Source organism: Rufibacter sp. JT20002 (genome assembly GCF_056491185.1).
In genome coordinates this window covers 813,085-830,862 of the sequence record NZ_JBSZJY010000001.1, presented here as the reverse complement: position 1 = coordinate 830,862, position 17,778 = coordinate 813,085, and the positions used below count along the sequence as shown (strand labels likewise).

The 17,778-nt window shown below is 50.2% G+C and carries 11 protein-coding genes and 1 riboswitch; of the genes, 6 read left to right on the top strand and 5 right to left on the bottom strand.

Going from position 1 to position 17,778, the window contains the following annotated elements; genetic code table 11:
- Positions 1 to 53: 53 nt before the first annotated feature.
- From ACW9SV_RS03295 to ACW9SV_RS03275, 5 genes are all read left to right on the top strand, one after another.
- Positions 54 to 548: an ATP-dependent zinc protease family protein gene (locus tag ACW9SV_RS03295; protein WP_479555310.1), complete on the top strand. Its 495-nt coding sequence runs from the start codon at positions 54 to 56 to the stop codon at positions 546 to 548.
- A complete protein-coding gene (rimK, locus tag ACW9SV_RS03290; RefSeq protein WP_479555309.1) occupies positions 545 to 1,480 on the top strand; it encodes a 30S ribosomal protein S6--L-glutamate ligase in 936 nt (311 codons plus the stop codon). Before ACW9SV_RS03295 ends, rimK begins: the two co-directional genes overlap by 4 nt.
- Positions 1,458 to 2,396 carry a succinylglutamate desuccinylase/aspartoacylase family protein gene (locus ACW9SV_RS03285; protein ID WP_479555308.1) on the top strand — a complete coding sequence of 313 codons (939 nt, stop codon included), beginning with the start codon at positions 1,458 to 1,460 and terminating at the stop codon, positions 2,394 to 2,396. Before rimK ends, ACW9SV_RS03285 begins: the two co-directional genes overlap by 23 nt.
- Before the next feature lie 109 nt (positions 2,397 to 2,505).
- On the top strand, positions 2,506 to 4,878 hold the full coding sequence (locus tag ACW9SV_RS03280; protein WP_479555307.1) for a TonB-dependent receptor: 2,373 nt from the start codon (positions 2,506 to 2,508) through the stop codon (positions 4,876 to 4,878).
- Between the two features lie 3 nt (positions 4,879 to 4,881).
- Complete coding sequence (locus ACW9SV_RS03275) at positions 4,882 to 5,826, top strand: DUF4249 domain-containing protein (RefSeq protein ID WP_479555306.1); 945 nt, start codon at positions 4,882 to 4,884, stop codon at positions 5,824 to 5,826.
- Positions 5,827 to 5,926: 100 nt separating this feature from the next.
- On the opposite strand, the gene metF is transcribed toward ACW9SV_RS03275, so the two are convergent.
- From metF to ACW9SV_RS03250, 5 genes are all read right to left on the bottom strand, one after another.
- Positions 5,927 to 6,880, bottom strand: a complete 954-nt coding sequence (metF, locus tag ACW9SV_RS03270; protein WP_479555305.1) for a methylenetetrahydrofolate reductase [NAD(P)H] — start codon at positions 6,878 to 6,880, stop codon at positions 5,927 to 5,929.
- A 93-nt stretch (positions 6,881 to 6,973) separates the two neighbouring features.
- The gene (gene metH, locus ACW9SV_RS03265) at positions 6,974 to 10,663 is read right to left on the bottom strand and encodes a methionine synthase (protein ID WP_479556507.1); all 3,690 of its coding nucleotides are present in this window, start codon (positions 10,661 to 10,663) and stop codon (positions 6,974 to 6,976) included.
- An 80-nt stretch (positions 10,664 to 10,743) separates the two neighbouring features.
- A riboswitch (SAM riboswitch) is annotated at positions 10,744 to 10,851 on the bottom strand.
- A gap of 174 nt (positions 10,852 to 11,025) precedes the next feature.
- Positions 11,026 to 11,535 (bottom strand): hypothetical protein, encoded by a 510-nt coding sequence (locus ACW9SV_RS03260; protein WP_479555304.1) that lies wholly within the window; start codon positions 11,533 to 11,535, stop codon positions 11,026 to 11,028.
- Between the two features lie 141 nt (positions 11,536 to 11,676).
- A complete protein-coding gene (locus ACW9SV_RS03255; RefSeq protein WP_479555303.1) occupies positions 11,677 to 12,501 on the bottom strand; it encodes an SAM-dependent methyltransferase in 825 nt (274 codons plus the stop codon).
- Between the two features lie 151 nt (positions 12,502 to 12,652).
- Positions 12,653 to 16,483, bottom strand: a complete 3,831-nt coding sequence (locus ACW9SV_RS03250; RefSeq protein ID WP_479555302.1) for an Ig-like domain-containing protein — start codon at positions 16,481 to 16,483, stop codon at positions 12,653 to 12,655.
- Between the two features lie 232 nt (positions 16,484 to 16,715).
- Here ACW9SV_RS03250 and ACW9SV_RS03245 point away from each other — a divergent pair, with 232 nt between their 5' ends.
- A complete protein-coding gene (locus tag ACW9SV_RS03245) occupies positions 16,716 to 17,174 on the top strand; it encodes a hypothetical protein (protein WP_479555301.1) in 459 nt (152 codons plus the stop codon).
- The last annotated feature ends 604 nt before the right edge of the window (positions 17,175 to 17,778 follow it).

Here is a 17,778-nt window from a genome sequence, read left to right as displayed (position 1 = left end):
GTTTCAGGCCTGTTTTCTGATTAATGGCCTAAAAACAGCGAAGCTTTAGGAGTATGAAGAAAGACAAGCCTGTTAAAAGCATTATAGGTCGGCGGGAGATGGTAGATTTTCCTGAGCTGGAGTTGTTTGAGATAGAGGCCAAAGTGGATACCGGTGCGTACACTTCGTCCATTCACTGTGACAACATCCGGGAGGTGGATTTGCCAGACGGCAGACGGGCCGTTCACTTTGAATTGCTGCATGAAAATCATCCGGCGTACAATCACAAAGCCTTTGAGTTCACCGATTTTGATTTGCGCAGCGTAAAAAGTTCGTTTGGCGATGTGCAGGAACGTTACGTTATCCGTACTAAGGTGATTATCTACGGGCAGGAGATAGAGACGGAGTTTTCGCTCTCAGACCGCAGTGACTTAAAGTACCCGGTCTTGTTGGGGCGAACGCTGCTCCGGAAGCGGTTTATCGTGGATGTCTCCAAGAAGAACCTGTCGCTCAAGGCCAAAAACAATACCAAGAAAAGAACTAACTCATCCAAGAACTCTCCTTTATGAAAATTGCGATCCTTTCTCGTGATCCAAAGTTATATTCTACCCGGCGCCTGGTGGAAGCGGCCCAGCAACGCGGCCATGAGACGGTAGTGCTGGACCATTTGCGTTGCGACCTGGTGATGGAGAAAGGCGATCCGCACATTCTCTACAAAGGAGAGTTGCTGACCGGCATTGACGCCATCATTCCCCGCATTGGGGCTTCGGTGACGTTTTACGGCACGGCCGTGGTGCGCCAGTTTGAGATGATGAAGGTGAAAAGCGTGGTAGCCTCCCAGTCCATCCTGCGGTCCAGAGACAAACTGCGCAGTCTGCAGATTCTGGCCCGGGCCGGCTTGGGGATGCCTAAAACGGCCTTCACCAACTATTCTAAACAAGTAAAAGAACTGATCAAGGAAGTAGGAGGGGCGCCGCTGGTAATCAAGTTGCTGGAGGGCACCCAGGGCTTGGGCGTGGTCTTGGCCGAAACCCAGAAAGCCGCAGAATCAGTGATTGAGGCGTTCCATAACCTGAAGGCCCGTATTATTGTGCAGGAATTCATCGCTGAAAGCAAAGGCGCCGACATCCGCGTGTTTGTGGTGAACGGCGAAGTGGTAGGCGCCATGAAGCGGCAGGGGAAAGAGGGCGAGTTCCGTTCAAACCTGCACCGAGGCGGTAGTGCCAGCCTGATCAAACTCAGCCGCGCCGAGAAAGCCGCCGCCTTGTTGGCCGCCAAATCGTTGGGTCTGGATGTGGCCGGCGTGGATATGCTGCAATCTAGCCGAGGGCCACTTATTTTGGAAGTGAACTCCTCGCCAGGCTTAGAAGGCATTGAGAAAGCCACCCAGCAAGACATTGCCGGTAAAATCATTGAATACACAGAATTGCTGGTAAAAAAAGGGAAAGCCAAGAAGACAAAGAAACCAAGCACCCCCGATGGCGGAGATGATCATCAATAACATTGAGATCCGTCCCGGCGATGATCTGCTCATCCGGTTGAACATATCGCGGTTGCCTAGCGGTACCCAGATTGATATCCCTATCCACGTCTTCCGGGCCATGGAACCAGGACCAGTATTGCTGCTCATGGCCGGTATGCACGGCGATGAGGTGAATGGCATTGAAATCATCCGCCGGATGGTACGTCGCCGGATGCTGCAACCTTTAAAAGGCACCATTCTGGCTATTCCTATCCTCAATATCTACGGTTTCCTCAACTTTTCCCGCGAGGTGCCAGACGGCAAGGATGTGAACCGCAGTTTCCCGGGTACGCCCAATGGGTCTCTGGCCAGCAGGGTGGCGGCCCGATTTACAAGTGAGGTGCTGCCTCTGGTAGACTATGGCATAGATTTCCATACCGGAGGGGCCAGTCGGTCTAACTACCCCCAGATCAGGTGTGAGCTGGACGATGGGCAGAACGAAGCACTGGCTCAGGCTTTTGGGGCTCCTTTCATCCTGGATTCTAAGTTACGGCCGGGTTCTCTGCGCAAAGAGGCTTCCAAGCTAGGCAAGTCCATCATCGTGTATGAATCTGGCGAATCATTGCGGTTAGATGAAAACAGCATCAATACGGCCATAGAGGGAACCGCCCGGGTTATGCACCACCTGGGGATCACAGACCAATCGGTGCCGGTTTCCCAACCGCCGGTGGTCTGTAAGAAAACCACCTGGATCAGGGCACGCCGGGCAGGGCTGTTTAGAAGTTACGTGAAAAACGGGCAGCACATCAGCCGAGGACAACAGGTGGGAACCGTCGCTGATCCGTACGGTTACGCCAGTCATCCTATCACCTCCCCGGTGAGTGGCTACGTAATTGGGTTAAATCATATGCCCGTGGTCAATCAGGGTGACGCCATTCTGCACATAGGGTACTAAGCAAAGTTTTCTTTGGAAAGAGTAGGGGTAAATACGATCTTAACGGTCCATTACCTACACGGTAGGTAAGCCTTACCTGCGGTCATCGTCTATCTCAACTCATTTCTGAATGTCCTTTCATTTTAGGTATCGGGACCTGGCGGGCAAACACAGCCTGAAGTGCCTGGTAAGCGTTGCTTTTCTCTTGCTGCCCCTTATGGGCTTTGGGCAAAAATTCACCATCAGTGGTTATGTGCGCGATGCTGAAACTGGCGAAAACCTCATTGGGGTAGCCATTCTCAACTCAGTCACCGGGCAAGGCACTGCTACCAATGCTTATGGGTTCTACAGCCTCACCCTGCCCAAAGACTCAGTTAAATTGGTCCTGTCCTATGTGGGGTTTGAGCGCCACCTGTTTTCTGCCTATTTAGACAAAGACCTGCAACAAAACCTCCTGCTAAAACCGGTTGCAACCGCACTGCGCGAAGTGGAGGTGGTCAATACCCGCGAGGAAGACGTGCGCGAAAGTACCCGCATGAGTACCATCAACATGAGTGTGTCCCAGATTAAATCGGTGCCGGCTTTGTTTGGGGAAGTGGACGTGCTCAAGACGCTGCAATTATTGCCAGGGGTACAGTCTGGGGGCGAGGGGACCAGCGGCTTGTACGTGCGCGGCGGCGGGCCAGATCAGAACCTCATCCTGCTGGACGGCGTGCCGGTGTACAATGCCTCTCACTTGTTCGGGTTTTTTTCGGTGTTCAATGCTGAGGCCTTGAACAATGTGGAACTGGTGAAAGGAGGTTTCCCGGCGCGGTACGGGGGTAGGTTATCGTCGGTGCTGGATATCTCCATGAAGGAAGGCAACATGAACGAGGTTGACGGCGAAGGCTCAATTGGGCTGATTGCCTCCCGCTTAACCGTGGGGGCACCTATCAAGAAAGACGTGGCCTCATTTATTGTATCAGGTCGGCGCACGTACATTGACCTGCTGGCCCGTCCTTTTATGAACAAGGAAGAAGGAATGGGAGGCTACTATTTCTACGACCTAAACGGAAAACTAAACTGGAAAGTAAGCCCCAAAGACCGCTTGTACCTGAGCGCCTATACCGGTTATGACGAGTTCTACGCCGACATGGAGCGGAACGATGAAGACAGGAAAAGCAAAGCCGGTCTGGGTTGGGGAAACCTTACCTCGGCGTTCCGCTGGAACCGCATCCTCAACCAACGCCTTTTCCTCAATACTCACCTCACCTACACCAAGTACCAGTTTGACATTACCAGTGAGGAGAGTTCCAGCTACCAGGGCGACTCCTATGACTATAAACTCAAGTACCTTTCCAACATTCGGGACTTGAGTGCCAAACTGGACTTCGACTACATTCCTAATCCTGACCATTACATCCGGTTCGGGACCCAATACGTGCACCACCAGTTTCAACCGGGCGCTTTGCAGGTGCGCGACAACAACGGCGGCTCTGCCGAAGAGCTCAACGTGAACACCCGCAAGACCAACGCGCAGGAAGTAGGGCTGTACCTGGAAGACGACCTGCGGCTTTCTGAACGGTTCAAGGTGAACATTGGCGTGCGGGCCAACGGTTTTCTGGTGAACAAGGAAACCTACTCTTCCATTGAGCCGCGGGCCTCGGTTAGGTTCATTGCCACCGAGAAGCTGAGTTTGAAAGCGTCTTACGCCCACATGACCCAGTTCATCCACCTGCTCACCAACAGCGGCATCGGCTTGCCCACCGATTTGTGGGTACCCTCTACCGAGAAGATAAAGCCGCAGCGCTCGCGTCAGGTAGCCTTGGGAGCCACCCGCACTATCGCCGGCGACAAACTGGAGATCAGCCTGGAAGGGTATTACAAGACCATGAACAACCTCATTGAGTACAAAGAGGGCGCCTCGTTCATTGGTATTTCCAGCAGTTGGGATACCAAGGTCACCACCGGGAAAGGCTGGGCGTATGGCGCGGAGTTGTTTCTGCACAAAAAGACGGGCCGCACCAACGGGTGGATTGGCTACACCCTGGCATGGTCTAACCGTCAGTTCCCAGACCTGAACCGGGGCGCGAAGTTCCCGTACCGCTATGACCGCCGCCATGACTTTGAAGTGGTGGTCATCCATCAACTGAAGCCCAATCTAACCTTGTCGGGTACGTGGGTGTACGGCACCGGCAACTCCATCACTTTGCCTGAAGGTCGTTACGTGCTGGGCGAGGCCTGGGAGGGAGGCTACGGCGGAACCGAAACCTACAATGATTACGGATCGCGCAACGGCTACCGCATGGCCGCCTATCACCGCGCCGATATCAGCCTGAGCCATACCAAGAAGAAGCGCTGGGGAGAGGTGGTCAACAACATCAGTTTTTACAACGCCTACAACCGCAAGAACCCTTATTTCATTTATGTGCAAGCGGGTGAGAAGGAGGGCGATCCCGCCCGGTTCAAGCAGATCAGTCTTTTCCCTATTCTACCGTCTATCAGCAAAACCTTTAAATTCTAGAAAATGTCACCTCTTGTTTTTACCCTGTTTTCTGGAAAATACCTCAAAAGCCTGCGCAGTTTAGTTTTCATGGGCGGCCTTGCTGTAAGCGGGACCTTAACCGGCTGCGAAAAGGAAGTGGACATGGAAGTGCCGGAACATACCCCGCGGTTGGCCGTGCAGTACAACCTCAACACCGATTCTCCTAAACAGAACATGTACATCGGGCGGAGCCAATCTGTCTTGTCGGCAAATGACCTGTGGCGGAACGGAATGGTCAAAGATGCTTCTGTCAACATCCTGGACCACAATGGGGCCGTGAAGCAGAGCTTCCGGTTTGTGACCCTGGACTTTAACCCCGAGCAGGGCAACTACAAACCCACTTCTGAGTTTACCCCAGAGCCGGGCCAGGAATACACCTTGCAGATAAGTGCGCCCAGTTTTGAGACTATTGAAGGCAAACTGACCATGCCAGCCAGGATACCTGTGGCCGCTGCTTCTTTCCAGCCCGATGCCAAACATGACCAGTACAATTTTTCGGGTTCTCTGCGGGTGCAATTCAATGATCCTGCGGGGCAGCAAAACTACTACCGCCTATTTGTTCAGTTGCTAGACGACCAGGGTCGTCCCGTGGGCAACGCTTACACCCGGAATGAGAATGACGATATTTTTGGGGAAGAGGTGGAGAAGATTGAACTTTACAAAGTGTTTGATGACGGATGGGCAAACCAGGGAGTTATCTCGTTCACCGGCAAGATTGGTGCGTATACCGGAGGCGGTACCCCACCCTCTCAAATGGAGATAACCTTGCAGCACATCACCTCAGACCTATACCTGTACGAGCGCTCCAAAGACAATTACGAAGAGGATAACCCCTTTGCCGAGCCCCTGAACCTGCACAGCAACATCCGGAACGGCTACGGTAATTTCGGCGGCATCACCACTTCAAAATTCAGAATCGATTTATAGAACTTAAATAGAAAACGGCCTTAAAACAAAGGAGCCATTTGCAAAAGCAGATGGCTCCTTTGTTTTAAGGCCGTTTAATGGAAAATACCAGGGAAACAGATTAAAAGATAGCTCTCGCTACTGCTTGGGTAGCATCAGATTTACTCATGGTGTAAAAGTGCAGGCACGGCACGCCAAACGCCATCAGTTCTTTGCACTGCTGGATAGTCCAGTCAATGCCTACCTGTTTCACGTCTTTCGGGTTGGTACAAGCTTCCACGGCGTTCACAAGGTCTTCGGGCAAATCTATGTTGAAGTAGCGCGGCAGCACGTTCAGCTGGTTTCTGGTGGTCAGCGTTTTTAGACCCGGAATGATAGGTACATTGATTCCCGCTGCCCGGCACGCGTTCACAAACTCAAAGAATTTCTTATTATCAAAGAACATCTGCGTGATGATGTAGTTGGCGCCCAGATCTACTTTCTGCTTCAGGTAGCGCAGGTCGGTGGCCAGGTTGGGAGCCTCCATGTGTTTCTCCGGGTAGCCGGCCACACCAATGCAGAAATCCGTAGGTACAGGGTTTTCCATCTCTTCATCCAGGTACACGCCGTGGTTCAGGTGCACCACCTGTTTGATCAGGTCAGAAGCGTAGGAGTGCCCGTCTTTGTGCGGCCGGAAACCGGGCTCGGTCTTCACCGCATCACCGCGCAGCAACAACACGTTATCGATGCCTAGGAAGTTAAGATCCATCAAGGCGTTCTCGGTTTCTTCCCGGCTGAAGCCCCCGCAGATAATATGCGGCACCGCATCCACGTGGTACTTGTTCATAATGGCCGAACAGATACCTACCGTGCCTGGGCGTTTTCTAATTGTTATTTTTTCCAATAAACCATTCTCCCTTTCCTTGAACACGTACTCCTCGCGGTGGTAGGTCACGTTGATAAACGGGGGCTTAAACTCCATCAATGGGTCAATGCCTTGGTAAATAGACTGAATGCTAGTGCCTTTTACCGGCGGCAGAATCTCAAACGAGAAAAGGGTATTGGTGGCGTTCTGTAAATGCTCAGTAACTTTCATTGAAGTTATGTATGTCTTAGGCCAAGGCCTTGAAAATGCTTTTATTGAGTTTGTTTAGGGGCTGTTTTTAGCAAACTAGCGCCTAAACAATGATTAGTAATTAAGGTTAGGTGATAACCAACGCTCGGTTTCCTCCACGCTCAAGCCTTTGCGCTGCGCGTAGTCCGTTACCTGGTCCTTTTCAATCTTGCCCAATCCGAAGTACTTTGATTGTTTGTGCGCGAAGTACATGCCAGACACGGCCGCGGTTGGGTACATAGCCAAGCTTTCGGTTAAGGAGATGCCGGTGTGCTTCTCCACTTCCAACAACTGGAACAGTGTGGTTTTCTCCGTATGGTCTGGACAGGCGGGATAACCCGGTGCCGGACGGATGCCCTGGTACTTCTCCTTGATCAGGTCTTCGTTGGTGAGGCTTTCCTCCGGCTCGTAGGCCCATATTTCCTTCCGCACAATCTCGTGCAGTTTCTCCGCAAAAGCCTCCGCTAAACGGTCAGCCAAGGCTTTGGCCATGATGCTGTGGTAATCGTCGTGATCCGCTTCAAACTGTTGCACCAGTTCATCTAAGCCAATACCAGCGGTCACCGCGAAACCTCCGGTGTAATCTGCCAAGCCCGTTTCTTTAGGAGCGACAAAGTCTGCCAAGGCGATATTTGGAACGTTGGGTCCTTTCTGGCCCTGCTGACGAAGCGTCCGGAAGTGAGTCAAAACTTGGGTACGCGCTTCATCCGTGTAGATTTCCACGTCATCGTCTCCCATGCTGTTAGCTGGGAATAGACCGGCCACGCCATTGGCGGTTAACAACTTCTCGTCTACAATGCGCTTGAGCAAGGCTTGGGCATCGGCGTACAGTTTGGTGGCTGCTTCGCCAACAACCGCGTCTTCCAGCAGTTTCGGGAATTTGCCATGCAGCTCCCAAGCCTGGAAGAACGGAGTCCAGTCAATATACGGCACCAACTCTTCTAATGGGAAGTTCTGGAACACCTGCACGCCGGTTTTGGCCGGGGTGTACACATCTTCGGCTTTCCACTCAATAGGCAGTTTGTTGGCGCGCGCCTGGGGTAGGGGCAGGTATTTCTTGTCTTTCTGTCGGCTCAGGTAGCCTTCGCGCATCTGGTCGTACTCCAGGCGGGTGTCAGCGGCAAACTTCTCCTTGTTATCAGGGCTCAGCAAGTTACCAACTACGGGTACACTGCGCGATGCATCCAGTACGTGTACCACGGTGCCGTTGTAGGCAGGCGCCACTTTTACGGCGGTATGCGCACGCGAGGTGGTGGCCCCACCGATGAGCAGTGGAATGTTGAAGTTCTGGCGCTCCATTTCACGGGCCACATGCACCATCTCGTCCAAAGATGGGGTAATCAAACCACTCAGGCCGATTACGTCCACGTTGTGCTCGCGGGCAGCATCCAAAATTTTATCGGCGGGCGTCATCACGCCCAGGTCAATTACTTCATAGTTGTTGCAGGCCAGAACTACGCCTACAATGTTCTTCCCGATGTCGTGTACGTCGCCTTTCACTGTAGCCATCAGAATTTTTCCGTTAGTCTGGCGCGTGGAGGTGTCCCCGTTGGCGGCGGCGCGTACTTTCTCTTCTTCAATGTAAGGAAGCAGGTATGCCACGGCTTTCTTCATCACGCGGGCGCTTTTCACTACCTGCGGCAGGAACATCTTGCCTTCCTGGAACAGGTCGCCTACCACGTTCATGCCGTCCATGAGCGGACCTTCAATCACTTCCAGCGGCTTCTGGTACAGGTGACGGGCTTCTTCCACGTCCTGATCAATGTATTCTACCAATCCTTTTACCAAAGCGTGGGTTAAACGCTTCTGCACCGGTTCATGGCGCCAGGCCTCGTCGCGTACGACTTCCTTACCTTTGTTTTTCACCGTTTCGGCGAACTCCACTAAACGCTCAGTTGCGTCTGGACGGCGGTTCAGTAGCACGTCTTCCACGCGCTCTAGAAGGTCTTTCGGGATTTCCTCGTAAACCTCTAACATACCTGCGTTCACGATGCCCATGTCCAGACCGGCTTTGATGGCGTGGTACAGGAATACGGAGTGCATGGCCTCGCGTACGGGGTCATTGCCCCGGAACGAGAAGGAAATGTTACTTACGCCACCGCTCACTTTGGCTCCCGGCAGGTTTTGCTTGATCCAGCGAGTGGCGTTGATGAAGTCAACAGCGTAGTTGTTGTGCTCCTCCATACCCGTGGCTACGGTCAGGATGTTGGGGTCAAAGATGATGTCTTCGGCGGGGAAGCCTACTTCTTTGGTCAGGATATTGTAAGCCCGTTCGCAAATCTGGATGCGGCGCTCGTAGTTGTCGGCCTGGCCTTCTTCGTCAAAGGCCATCACCACCACGGCGGCGCCGTAGCTGCGCACTTTGCGGGCGCGCTCTTTGAACGCCTCTTCGCCTTCTTTGAGGGAGATGGAGTTCACGATGGCTTTCCCCTGCACGCACTTCAAACCGGCCTCAATCACGCTCCACTTAGAGGAGTCAATCATGATAGGCACCCGGGCGATGTCTGGTTCAGAGGCAATCAGGTTCAGGAACAAGGTCATGGCGGCCTCAGAGTCCAGCATGCCTTCGTCCATGTTCACGTCAATGATTTGCGCTCCGTTCTCCACCTGCTGGCGGGCAATGGCCAAGGCCTCTTCGTACTGCTCGTTTAGAATCAAACGCGCAAATTTTTTAGAACCAGTCACGTTGGTACGCTCGCCGATGTTCACGAAGTTAGACCCTTCATATACCGTCAGTGGCTCCAGACCGGAGTAAGTAGGAACAGCCGGTAATTGCGGCAACGGACGAGGCGGATACTGCTTCGCAATCTCAGCAATAGCCTTGATGTGCGGCGGCGTAGTTCCGCAACAGCCACCCACGATGTTCACGAAGTTGTTCTCCAGGAAGTCGCGGATGTGCTGGCCCATTTGCTCCGGCGTTTCGTCATACGCCCCGAAGGCGTTCGGCAGGCCAGCATTTGGGTAAGCACTGATATGAAACTTAGAAGCCTTACTCAGGGATTGTAAGTGCGGGCGCAGCTGCTTCGCACCCAACGCACAGTTAAAGCCTACGCTCAACAGCGGCATGTGTGACACGGAGTACAGGAAAGCCTCTACCGTTTGGCCTGAAAGGGTACGGCCGCTGGCATCGGTGATAGTACCAGAAACCATCAAAGGTAAACGTTTGCCGGTTTGCTGACTGTATTGGTCAATGGCGAACAAAGCCGCCTTGGCATTCAACGTATCGAAGATGGTTTCTACCAACAGCAAGTCCACGCCACCGTCTACCAGTCCGCGAACCTGCTCGGTGTAGGCTTCTACCAGTTCGTCATACGTTATGGCACGATAGCCAGGGTTGTTCACGTCTGGCGACAAAGAAGCAGTACGGTTGGTTGGTCCGATGGCTCCGGCCACAAAGCGAGGTTTCTCCGGGGTTCTGGCAGTCCACTCGTCAGCGGCTTCGCGGGCAATGCGGGCCGACTCATAGTTCAGTTCGTACACCAAATCCTGCATGTCGTAATCGGCCATGGCAATGGAGGTGCCGCTGAAGGTGTTGGTTTCGGCTATATCGGCGCCCGCCTCAAAGTAGAGGCTGTGTATTTCTTTGATGATGTGGGGTTGGGTGATAGAGAGCAAATCGTTGTTCCCCTTCACATCTAAGTGGTAGTCTTTGAAACGTTCGCCACGGTAATCATCCTCTTGGAGGTTGTACCGCTGGATCATGGTACCCATGGCACCGTCTAAGACTAATATTCGTTTTTTTACTTCTTCCTCAATGCGGGTCATCTTGTGCAAACCTAAAGGGTTAGTTGCGGCTCAAGAAAGGGCAGAGGAAAGTGGCGGGCGCAGGTGCGTGGGAGTTCCGTCACTTATCTCCCCCGGCGCGTAGGTGCAGCGGGTAGGAAGTAGCACCCAACTGAATTGGGTTGCTAAGACATCACAGGGCCTAATCCCTCCGTCTTTCTTGATAAGCAGTAGCAAAGATACGGGTTGCGGTTGGATTCCGCAAATGCAGGTGTGGAGCTAAAGCGCTTTGGGCCAGGTTTCAGCAAAAGAGGTATAAAGCGGAGTTGCCTGACTACAGACGAAAGGCCTGAAATAGAAAAAGCCTGCACGAGGCAGGCTTTTCAAGTAGGTTCGGGGAAGCATTAGAATGTGTAGCGGACGGTCAGAGCTCCGTCGCCATACAAGAAAAGACCGTCTCGGTTGACTTCGAAAAATGGCTTAAAATCGATGCCCACTGAAATCGGAATTTCCGTAATCTGATATTCCAAACCTACAATACCATCCACCCCCAACGTTACGAGGGTGTTATCATAAGAGTCTTCATAATGTTTGCTGGAGGGCTTGTGGTAGTATCTTCCGCGGAAAATGCCCAAGTGCCCGCCGGCTCCATAAAACCACTGCAGCCCCTGGATGCCAAACGCCGAGGCGTGTTGCTCCAATAAACCGGTTAACTGGAAGCCTCGCCGTCCGAAGCCCGTTCCCAGTATCCCCTCCAAGGCGCGGTCTTCTCTGAAAAAATACTTTCCGGAGATACCCGCCGAATACCCTCCCACCCTAAGGCCAAGGCCTACCGTTTGCGCCTGGGCGCTTTCCAGCTTGGCGAGGGAGAGCACTACTATTATCAGCCCAAAAATAAGATGTTTGTTTTTCATAGTAAAATGATTCTTCACAAAAGAGACCGATCCTGGGGTCTGCCTTTCTAAAACTTCTTAGAACCTGGGAATATTTTACCTGTGGATAAAAACTAGTAAAAAGCTTTTGGGCGATTTCCGGTTGAAACCTGAGCTCGCAAGTTAGCTTTTTTTATAAGACTGCAAGTACGCCTCGCGGGAGGTGCGTTGGCCAATTAGCCTGAAAAAGCTGATTTGGTGCTCGGTATCTTTTTTCAGTCCGCGGGCAAACGGGTCTTTTTTCTGACCGTGTTCCTCAAAATCGCGCACATATTGCTCTCTGATCAGGTCGGCGGCGGGCAGAAGTTCTGCGGTTTTGATCTGCACCAAGCCTGTCTTTTCCCAGAGCTTGCGCCACCAGGCCACTGAATGGATGTAGTACCAGTACGCCTGAAAATCTTCGCGCAGAAACTCAGGTACTTGGTCAATAGTCTCAATCTCGTCTTTGAAACATACGTCCACAATGCCAATATACCCGTCTGATTTCAGGAACCGGCAGATGTAGGGCAGATACTTGTCATCGGTGCCGAAGTAGGTGTAGGAGTCAATAACCAGCACTACATCGAAGAACTCCTCTGGGAACGGCAGCGAACGGGCGTCTAGCTGGAGCGGGAACACCTGGTTTTCCAAGCTTTCTTCCTGCACCCTTTTGTAGTTAGCGGTGGCCGAGATAGCCTCGTCTACTGCCCAGACCTGCACTCCAAACTCTTTGGCCAGGAAAATAGAACTTGCTGCCTTGCCGCAGCCCAGGTCCAACACGCGCATGCCTTTCTTTAAGGGAATGAGAGACGTGATGCTTTCCAGATTGAAGAGCACATTTTCGCCCATGGAGTGCTCACGCACCCACTCAGGGTCATATTGGGTACTCCGGGGAAAGTGGTGTTGTATCTGGTGTTGGGCAGCGTCCATGGAAATGAAGTTGGGTCTGCTGCCTTTACGCGCAGCCAAGTTCTAATGTTGAGTAGTTATCTTTTAGGGGAACTTGTCAAGCCATGTAAAATATGTTCTCCTGAAATGTAACAGTAAAACAAAAAATAAGTCCTTGACCCCAAGAGCCAAGGACTTATAGCTGTTCATGATTCAGAAGTAGTAAACTAATCTATCTCTTCATGGCCCTTAGGGTTTGCACTCCCTGCTTAGACTCTAACCGTACAAAATACAAACCTGCTGCCGTCTGATTATCTGCCCACTCTACCTGCATGATTGATTTAGCCTTTGCTTTACCTGCGGTAAGGGTTTTCACTAAGGTGCCACTTGCACTATAGATCTTCACACTATATTCTTCATCCTGAGCAAAAGCGAACTCAATGGTAGTGTTATCAGTGAAAGGGTTAGGATATACCCGGAAAGTATGGTCGGTTCCAACCTGTAGTTCTGATTCACTTACCGATGAGCTGATGGCAGCAACCGCCGGAGTAGTGGTTGTATTGATGGTAATGGTATAGTCCTCCGCCTCTCCATAAGAGATTGAGCTACAAGCATCGGTGCTGGCTAGGACGGCGTTGTAGCGGCTTCTAACCCGCATTTGCCTAGGACCGGCAACTGCGGTGGTTGGAATTGTAATGGTGGCCGTCAGAAGGCTTGTTGAAGCGGAAGCAGATTTGTACACAAACTCTCCAGCATCAGAGAAATCCCTGTCTCCATTATAATCTATCCAAACACCAAATCCCTGCGGATAAGCTGCCCCAGACTGTACTTTGAGAGTATAGGCTTGCCCCGGAGTAACGGAAGTGGTATAGGTTCCAGATGCGGGATAAACGGTGTATCCTATGGAGGTTCCGCCGCTGCAGCCCGAGTTATTATTCACCAGAGTGTTAAAGCTAAAGTTGTTGATGAAGTCCCCATCTGAGCAACCCATGGTATACGTAGGAGCACAACTGGTAATTGTAACTGAAACAGCGGCAGAAGTGGTAACCTTACCTAGGTTATCAGTTGCCTTAGCCGTAAGTGAATAGGTTCCCATGGCTACTCCAGACCAACTGAAGGAGTAAGGGGCCGTCAGGTCTTCCCGTAGCTTGGTGGTTCCAACAAAGAATTCCACTTTAGACACTGTTCCATCAGAATCTGTGACGTTGGCCGTGATGTTGATGGTGGCTGGGGCAGAGAAAGTGGCTCCTGCGGTAGGTGAGGTGATAGAAACGGTAGGGCCTACGTTGCCGCTGGTCACAGTTATAGATCTTGCCGATGAGGTAGTGACTTTGCCTAAGTTATCAGTCGCCTTGGCAGTTAGCGAGTGGGTTCCGGCTGTGGCTCCTGTCCAGCTGTAAGAGTATGGGGCAGAAAGGTCTTCGCCCAGCTTGGTGGTTCCGGCAAAGAACTCCACCTTAGCCACCGTGCCATCAGTATCTGCGGCGTTAGCAGATATAGTGATGGTGGCTGGAACTGTGAAAGTGGCTCCGGCGGTAGGGGCTGTTAAACTTACGGTAGGAGCGGCATTATCTTTAACCGTAATAGATACTGCGGCTGAAGTAGTAGCTGCTCCTATATTATCAATTGCCTTGGCGGTAAGGGAATAGGTGCCAACCGTAGCGCTTGTCCAGGTGTAGGAGTAGGGAGCTGTGAGGTCTTCACCCAATTTAGTGGTACCCCGGAAGAACTCTACCTTAGCTATTGTTCCGTCAGTATCTGCGGCATTAGCGTTGATGGTGATGGTTGCTGGAACCGTAAAGATTGCTCCGCTTGTGGGAGAAGTCAAGCTTACTGTAGGAGGAGTGGTCGTTTTCACAGTAATAGATCTGGCAGCAGAAGTAGCGACCTTGCCTTGATTGTCTGTCACCTTGGCGGTCAGCGAGTAAGTGCCGGCGGCAGCTCCGGCCCAGTTGTAGGAGTAGGGAGCTGTGAGGTCTTCCCCCAGCTTGGTAGTTCCTGCGAAGAATTCCACTTTAGCCACTGTGCCGTCAGGGTCTGCGGCGTTGGCGGTGATAGCAATTGTGGTTGGGTTAACGAAGACTGCTCCAGCTGCTGGTGCAGTAAGACTTACGGTAGGAGAGGTGTTATGACTAATTGTGATAGTATAGTCTTCAGCCTCGCCATAATTGAAAGAACTACAGGCATCGGTGCTAGCCAGAACATTGTTAAATAAACTTCTCACCCGCATTCGGGTTGTACCTGACGTCGCAGTTGTGGGTATAGTGACGTTGGTGGTTAAAAGGCTGGTAGTGGCGGAAGGTGAGCCGTATACGAACTCGCCCGCATCATTAAAGTCTTTATCTTGGTTATAATCTATCCAGACGCCAAACCCCTGGGGGTAGGAAGTTCCAGACTGTAGTTTAAGGCTATAAGTAACGCCTTTGTTTACAGCGGTGGTGTACGTGCCAGATGGAGCGTAATTGGTGTACCCAGTTGAGGTTCCGCTGCTACAACCCGAGTTGTTATTCACGAGCGTATTAAAGCTTAGGTTGTTGATAAAGTCTTGGTCAGAGCACCCGGTAACATATAAAGGTGTGCAATAGCTGGATGAAGAGATAGTGTAGGAACCTAAGGAGCCATAATCTGAGTTAGCTCCCAATGCCCCGGTGACTCCATCCACTGTAAGGTAATAGGTTCCGGCTGCTAAGGTTGTGCTTAAAGAAGCTGCCAGGGTAGATGGGTCAGCAGTTGCTACTACCGTGCCAGCAGAGTTACGCAACGTAAGGGAAATGTCCAGGTTGGGGTGGCTGGGATCCGGATTCACGGTAAGGGACGTCAGTCCGCCAGAAGAAGTGAATGAAAAGACATCCACATCGGTGCGGGTTGTGACAACCCCTTTGTTTTTTTCCGCTAAGATGTCACCATTAGTTTCTACTATAAGTGGGGTGGCCGTTGTAGTGGTGTTTCCATGGTCATCGGCGCGATAACCAAAGCCGTTTAGGGTAGAAATTTTTGCTAAATCATCTTCTGTGTTGTTGGCGTAGGGGTACTCACCTTTACTCCATTGAACCACCGGTACAGAATATCCTGCGCCCATTACTGGCCCCCAAGAGCTTTGTCCCCAGAAATACTCTTCAGCGGGAGAGGTTCGTCCGTCATGTACTAACTGTAGTGTATGCCCTGCCTCATGGGTACCGGCCTCTCCGGCGCCCTTTACGCCAGTGTTCCACACCCAGCAAGGAGTTTCACCGTAAGAGGTGCCTCCCCAGGTAAATGACCCAATGTACGCTACGCCTCCAGCGTTAGGATAGAAATAGTTAGTGGGAGTAAAGATGACGCGCATCCGGCGGTTAACCGGAACACTGTTAAAGACGGCTTCACTGGTAGTCACATTAAGAGCAAAAGGCCGGAAATCTTCACTTACCAGTTTCCATACCTCCGTCATTTCAGCTTCGCTTAGGGTGGAAGGCTCAGCTACAATGGGGTTGCCACCGTTGAAATTTGAGTTCCACAGGGTATTAGATACTGTCTGCCCGTCAAAGTCAAGGTAAACTACTGCTCCGGCACCAGGCAAACTCTGAAGGATAGGAACGGCATTAGCTATGGTAGGTGCCTGGGCTGTTTTGAATCGTTCCTTCTCTGGTTTTTTCTCAAATTTAGGAATGCCCACACAGAGCACTTGATCAATATCTTCTTCTTTTAAATACACTGAACCATCTGGAGTGGAAGAGTATCGATAAAACTTCTTTTCCTCTCGCATGATGATGGAACCGGAAACCTCCCGGCCATTCACGCTTAGGTTGAAACTACTATACCTTGAGCCGGAAACTTCTCCGTAAAAATGATTGGCCGCCCCCTCCTGCTTACTTGATTTCAGTTTGAGGGTTAAAGGCTTTCCACCGGGTAGTTGATGGCTGACCTGTGCCTCGAGAGCCGTTGCGCTGTTGGCTTGTTGGACCTTTGTCTTGTAAGTTGTAGCTATATCTTTAATTTTTCCGATATAGATGGGGTTTTGGGCGGTGGCAGAGCCTGTGACCCAACTGAAGAATAGAAGGGATAGAAGTAGATAGATCTGTTTCATAAGTGTATACGTTAAATGGAAAGGATATTTGGTTGTTTATTTTTTATTATCTTTTAGAAAATAGGGTGAAAACGTTTTAGGAGTAGATGTGTGATACTTGTTTGCGCGAGGTATGTAGTTTGTGAATGATTTGTTGAAGCTGCTTTGTTTATTGAATGATATTAGTTGTGGTAAATAAATGTAAATTGTATGATGTAGTCTTGGTTTATTTATTTAAAATTTAATACCAATAATGATGAGATTTAAAGCTGATTTTTTTGTTTTAACAACCATTTGTGTGTTGCTTTCTTTTGCGTGTACCGGTTTTAAAAGTACTGTTCTAAATGATCTAGAAAAGTCGTTAATTATTGGTTCTTGGGTGGTCGTAGAACCAACAACTACCCCACTTGCCATTTTGCCGCACTGCAAGGCAATCAAAAAAGGTTCTATATTTAAGTTTTCTCAAAATACACTTGAGGTGTATGATTCTGATTTAGAAAAGCCCTGTGGTGTTTTTTCTTTCAAGATCAGTGGCAACACAATCAGCTTTTTCAAGAATGATATGGTTTGGCTGTGTACCTTTGAGTTGACCTCCAATTCATTAAAGCTTACCTCAACTAATTTTATTACCTCTCATATTTCAGATAAACCTGTAAGAGACTCCATTGATGGTTTATCTAATATTGTGGTAGTTCTTGAGAAAAAAGAATGATTTATTTTTTTATTTATGCTGCAGGATTATGTACTTTTTTCAAAGTATTTGTTATGTATCTTAAAGGTTGAATTATAGTGTTTGTTAATTGAGTAATCAATAGTTTTTAATTTGTTTAAGGTATATAGTAAGAGAAGTATAAGCGATGACTAATTGCATCATAAGGAAACTCGTGATGTAATTAGTCATCGCCTTGTTAAAAGATATTTGCTCGAAAAATAGTTAGCTGAAAAGCACTTTTCTCGCAATCGTTAAAACAGATTATGCTGAATTTAAAATAGTAGTAAACTTGTCTGTTATTTATATATAGAACCTAAGTTCAATAACAGGCACAACAAGGAACCAAAGGTCATCTTACTTAATGACCCTTGAGTATGAATATGACTGGTGGGGGTTTTAAGTCAAAATTATCTTGATAAAAGATAATATCAAATACTTACTTCTATGTATTTTGTAGGTAGTGGATCTTCTTGCTCAAAAAATATCAAATGGAGTTTCAATAAAAAGTTTCAAGGGTGTTGTCTTGTAAAGCAATTGCCTGAGTGTAGCTGCCAAAGTAGTTTGGCTTTTGCAGCTATATCGTTGCGATAGAATTGGGAGAGAC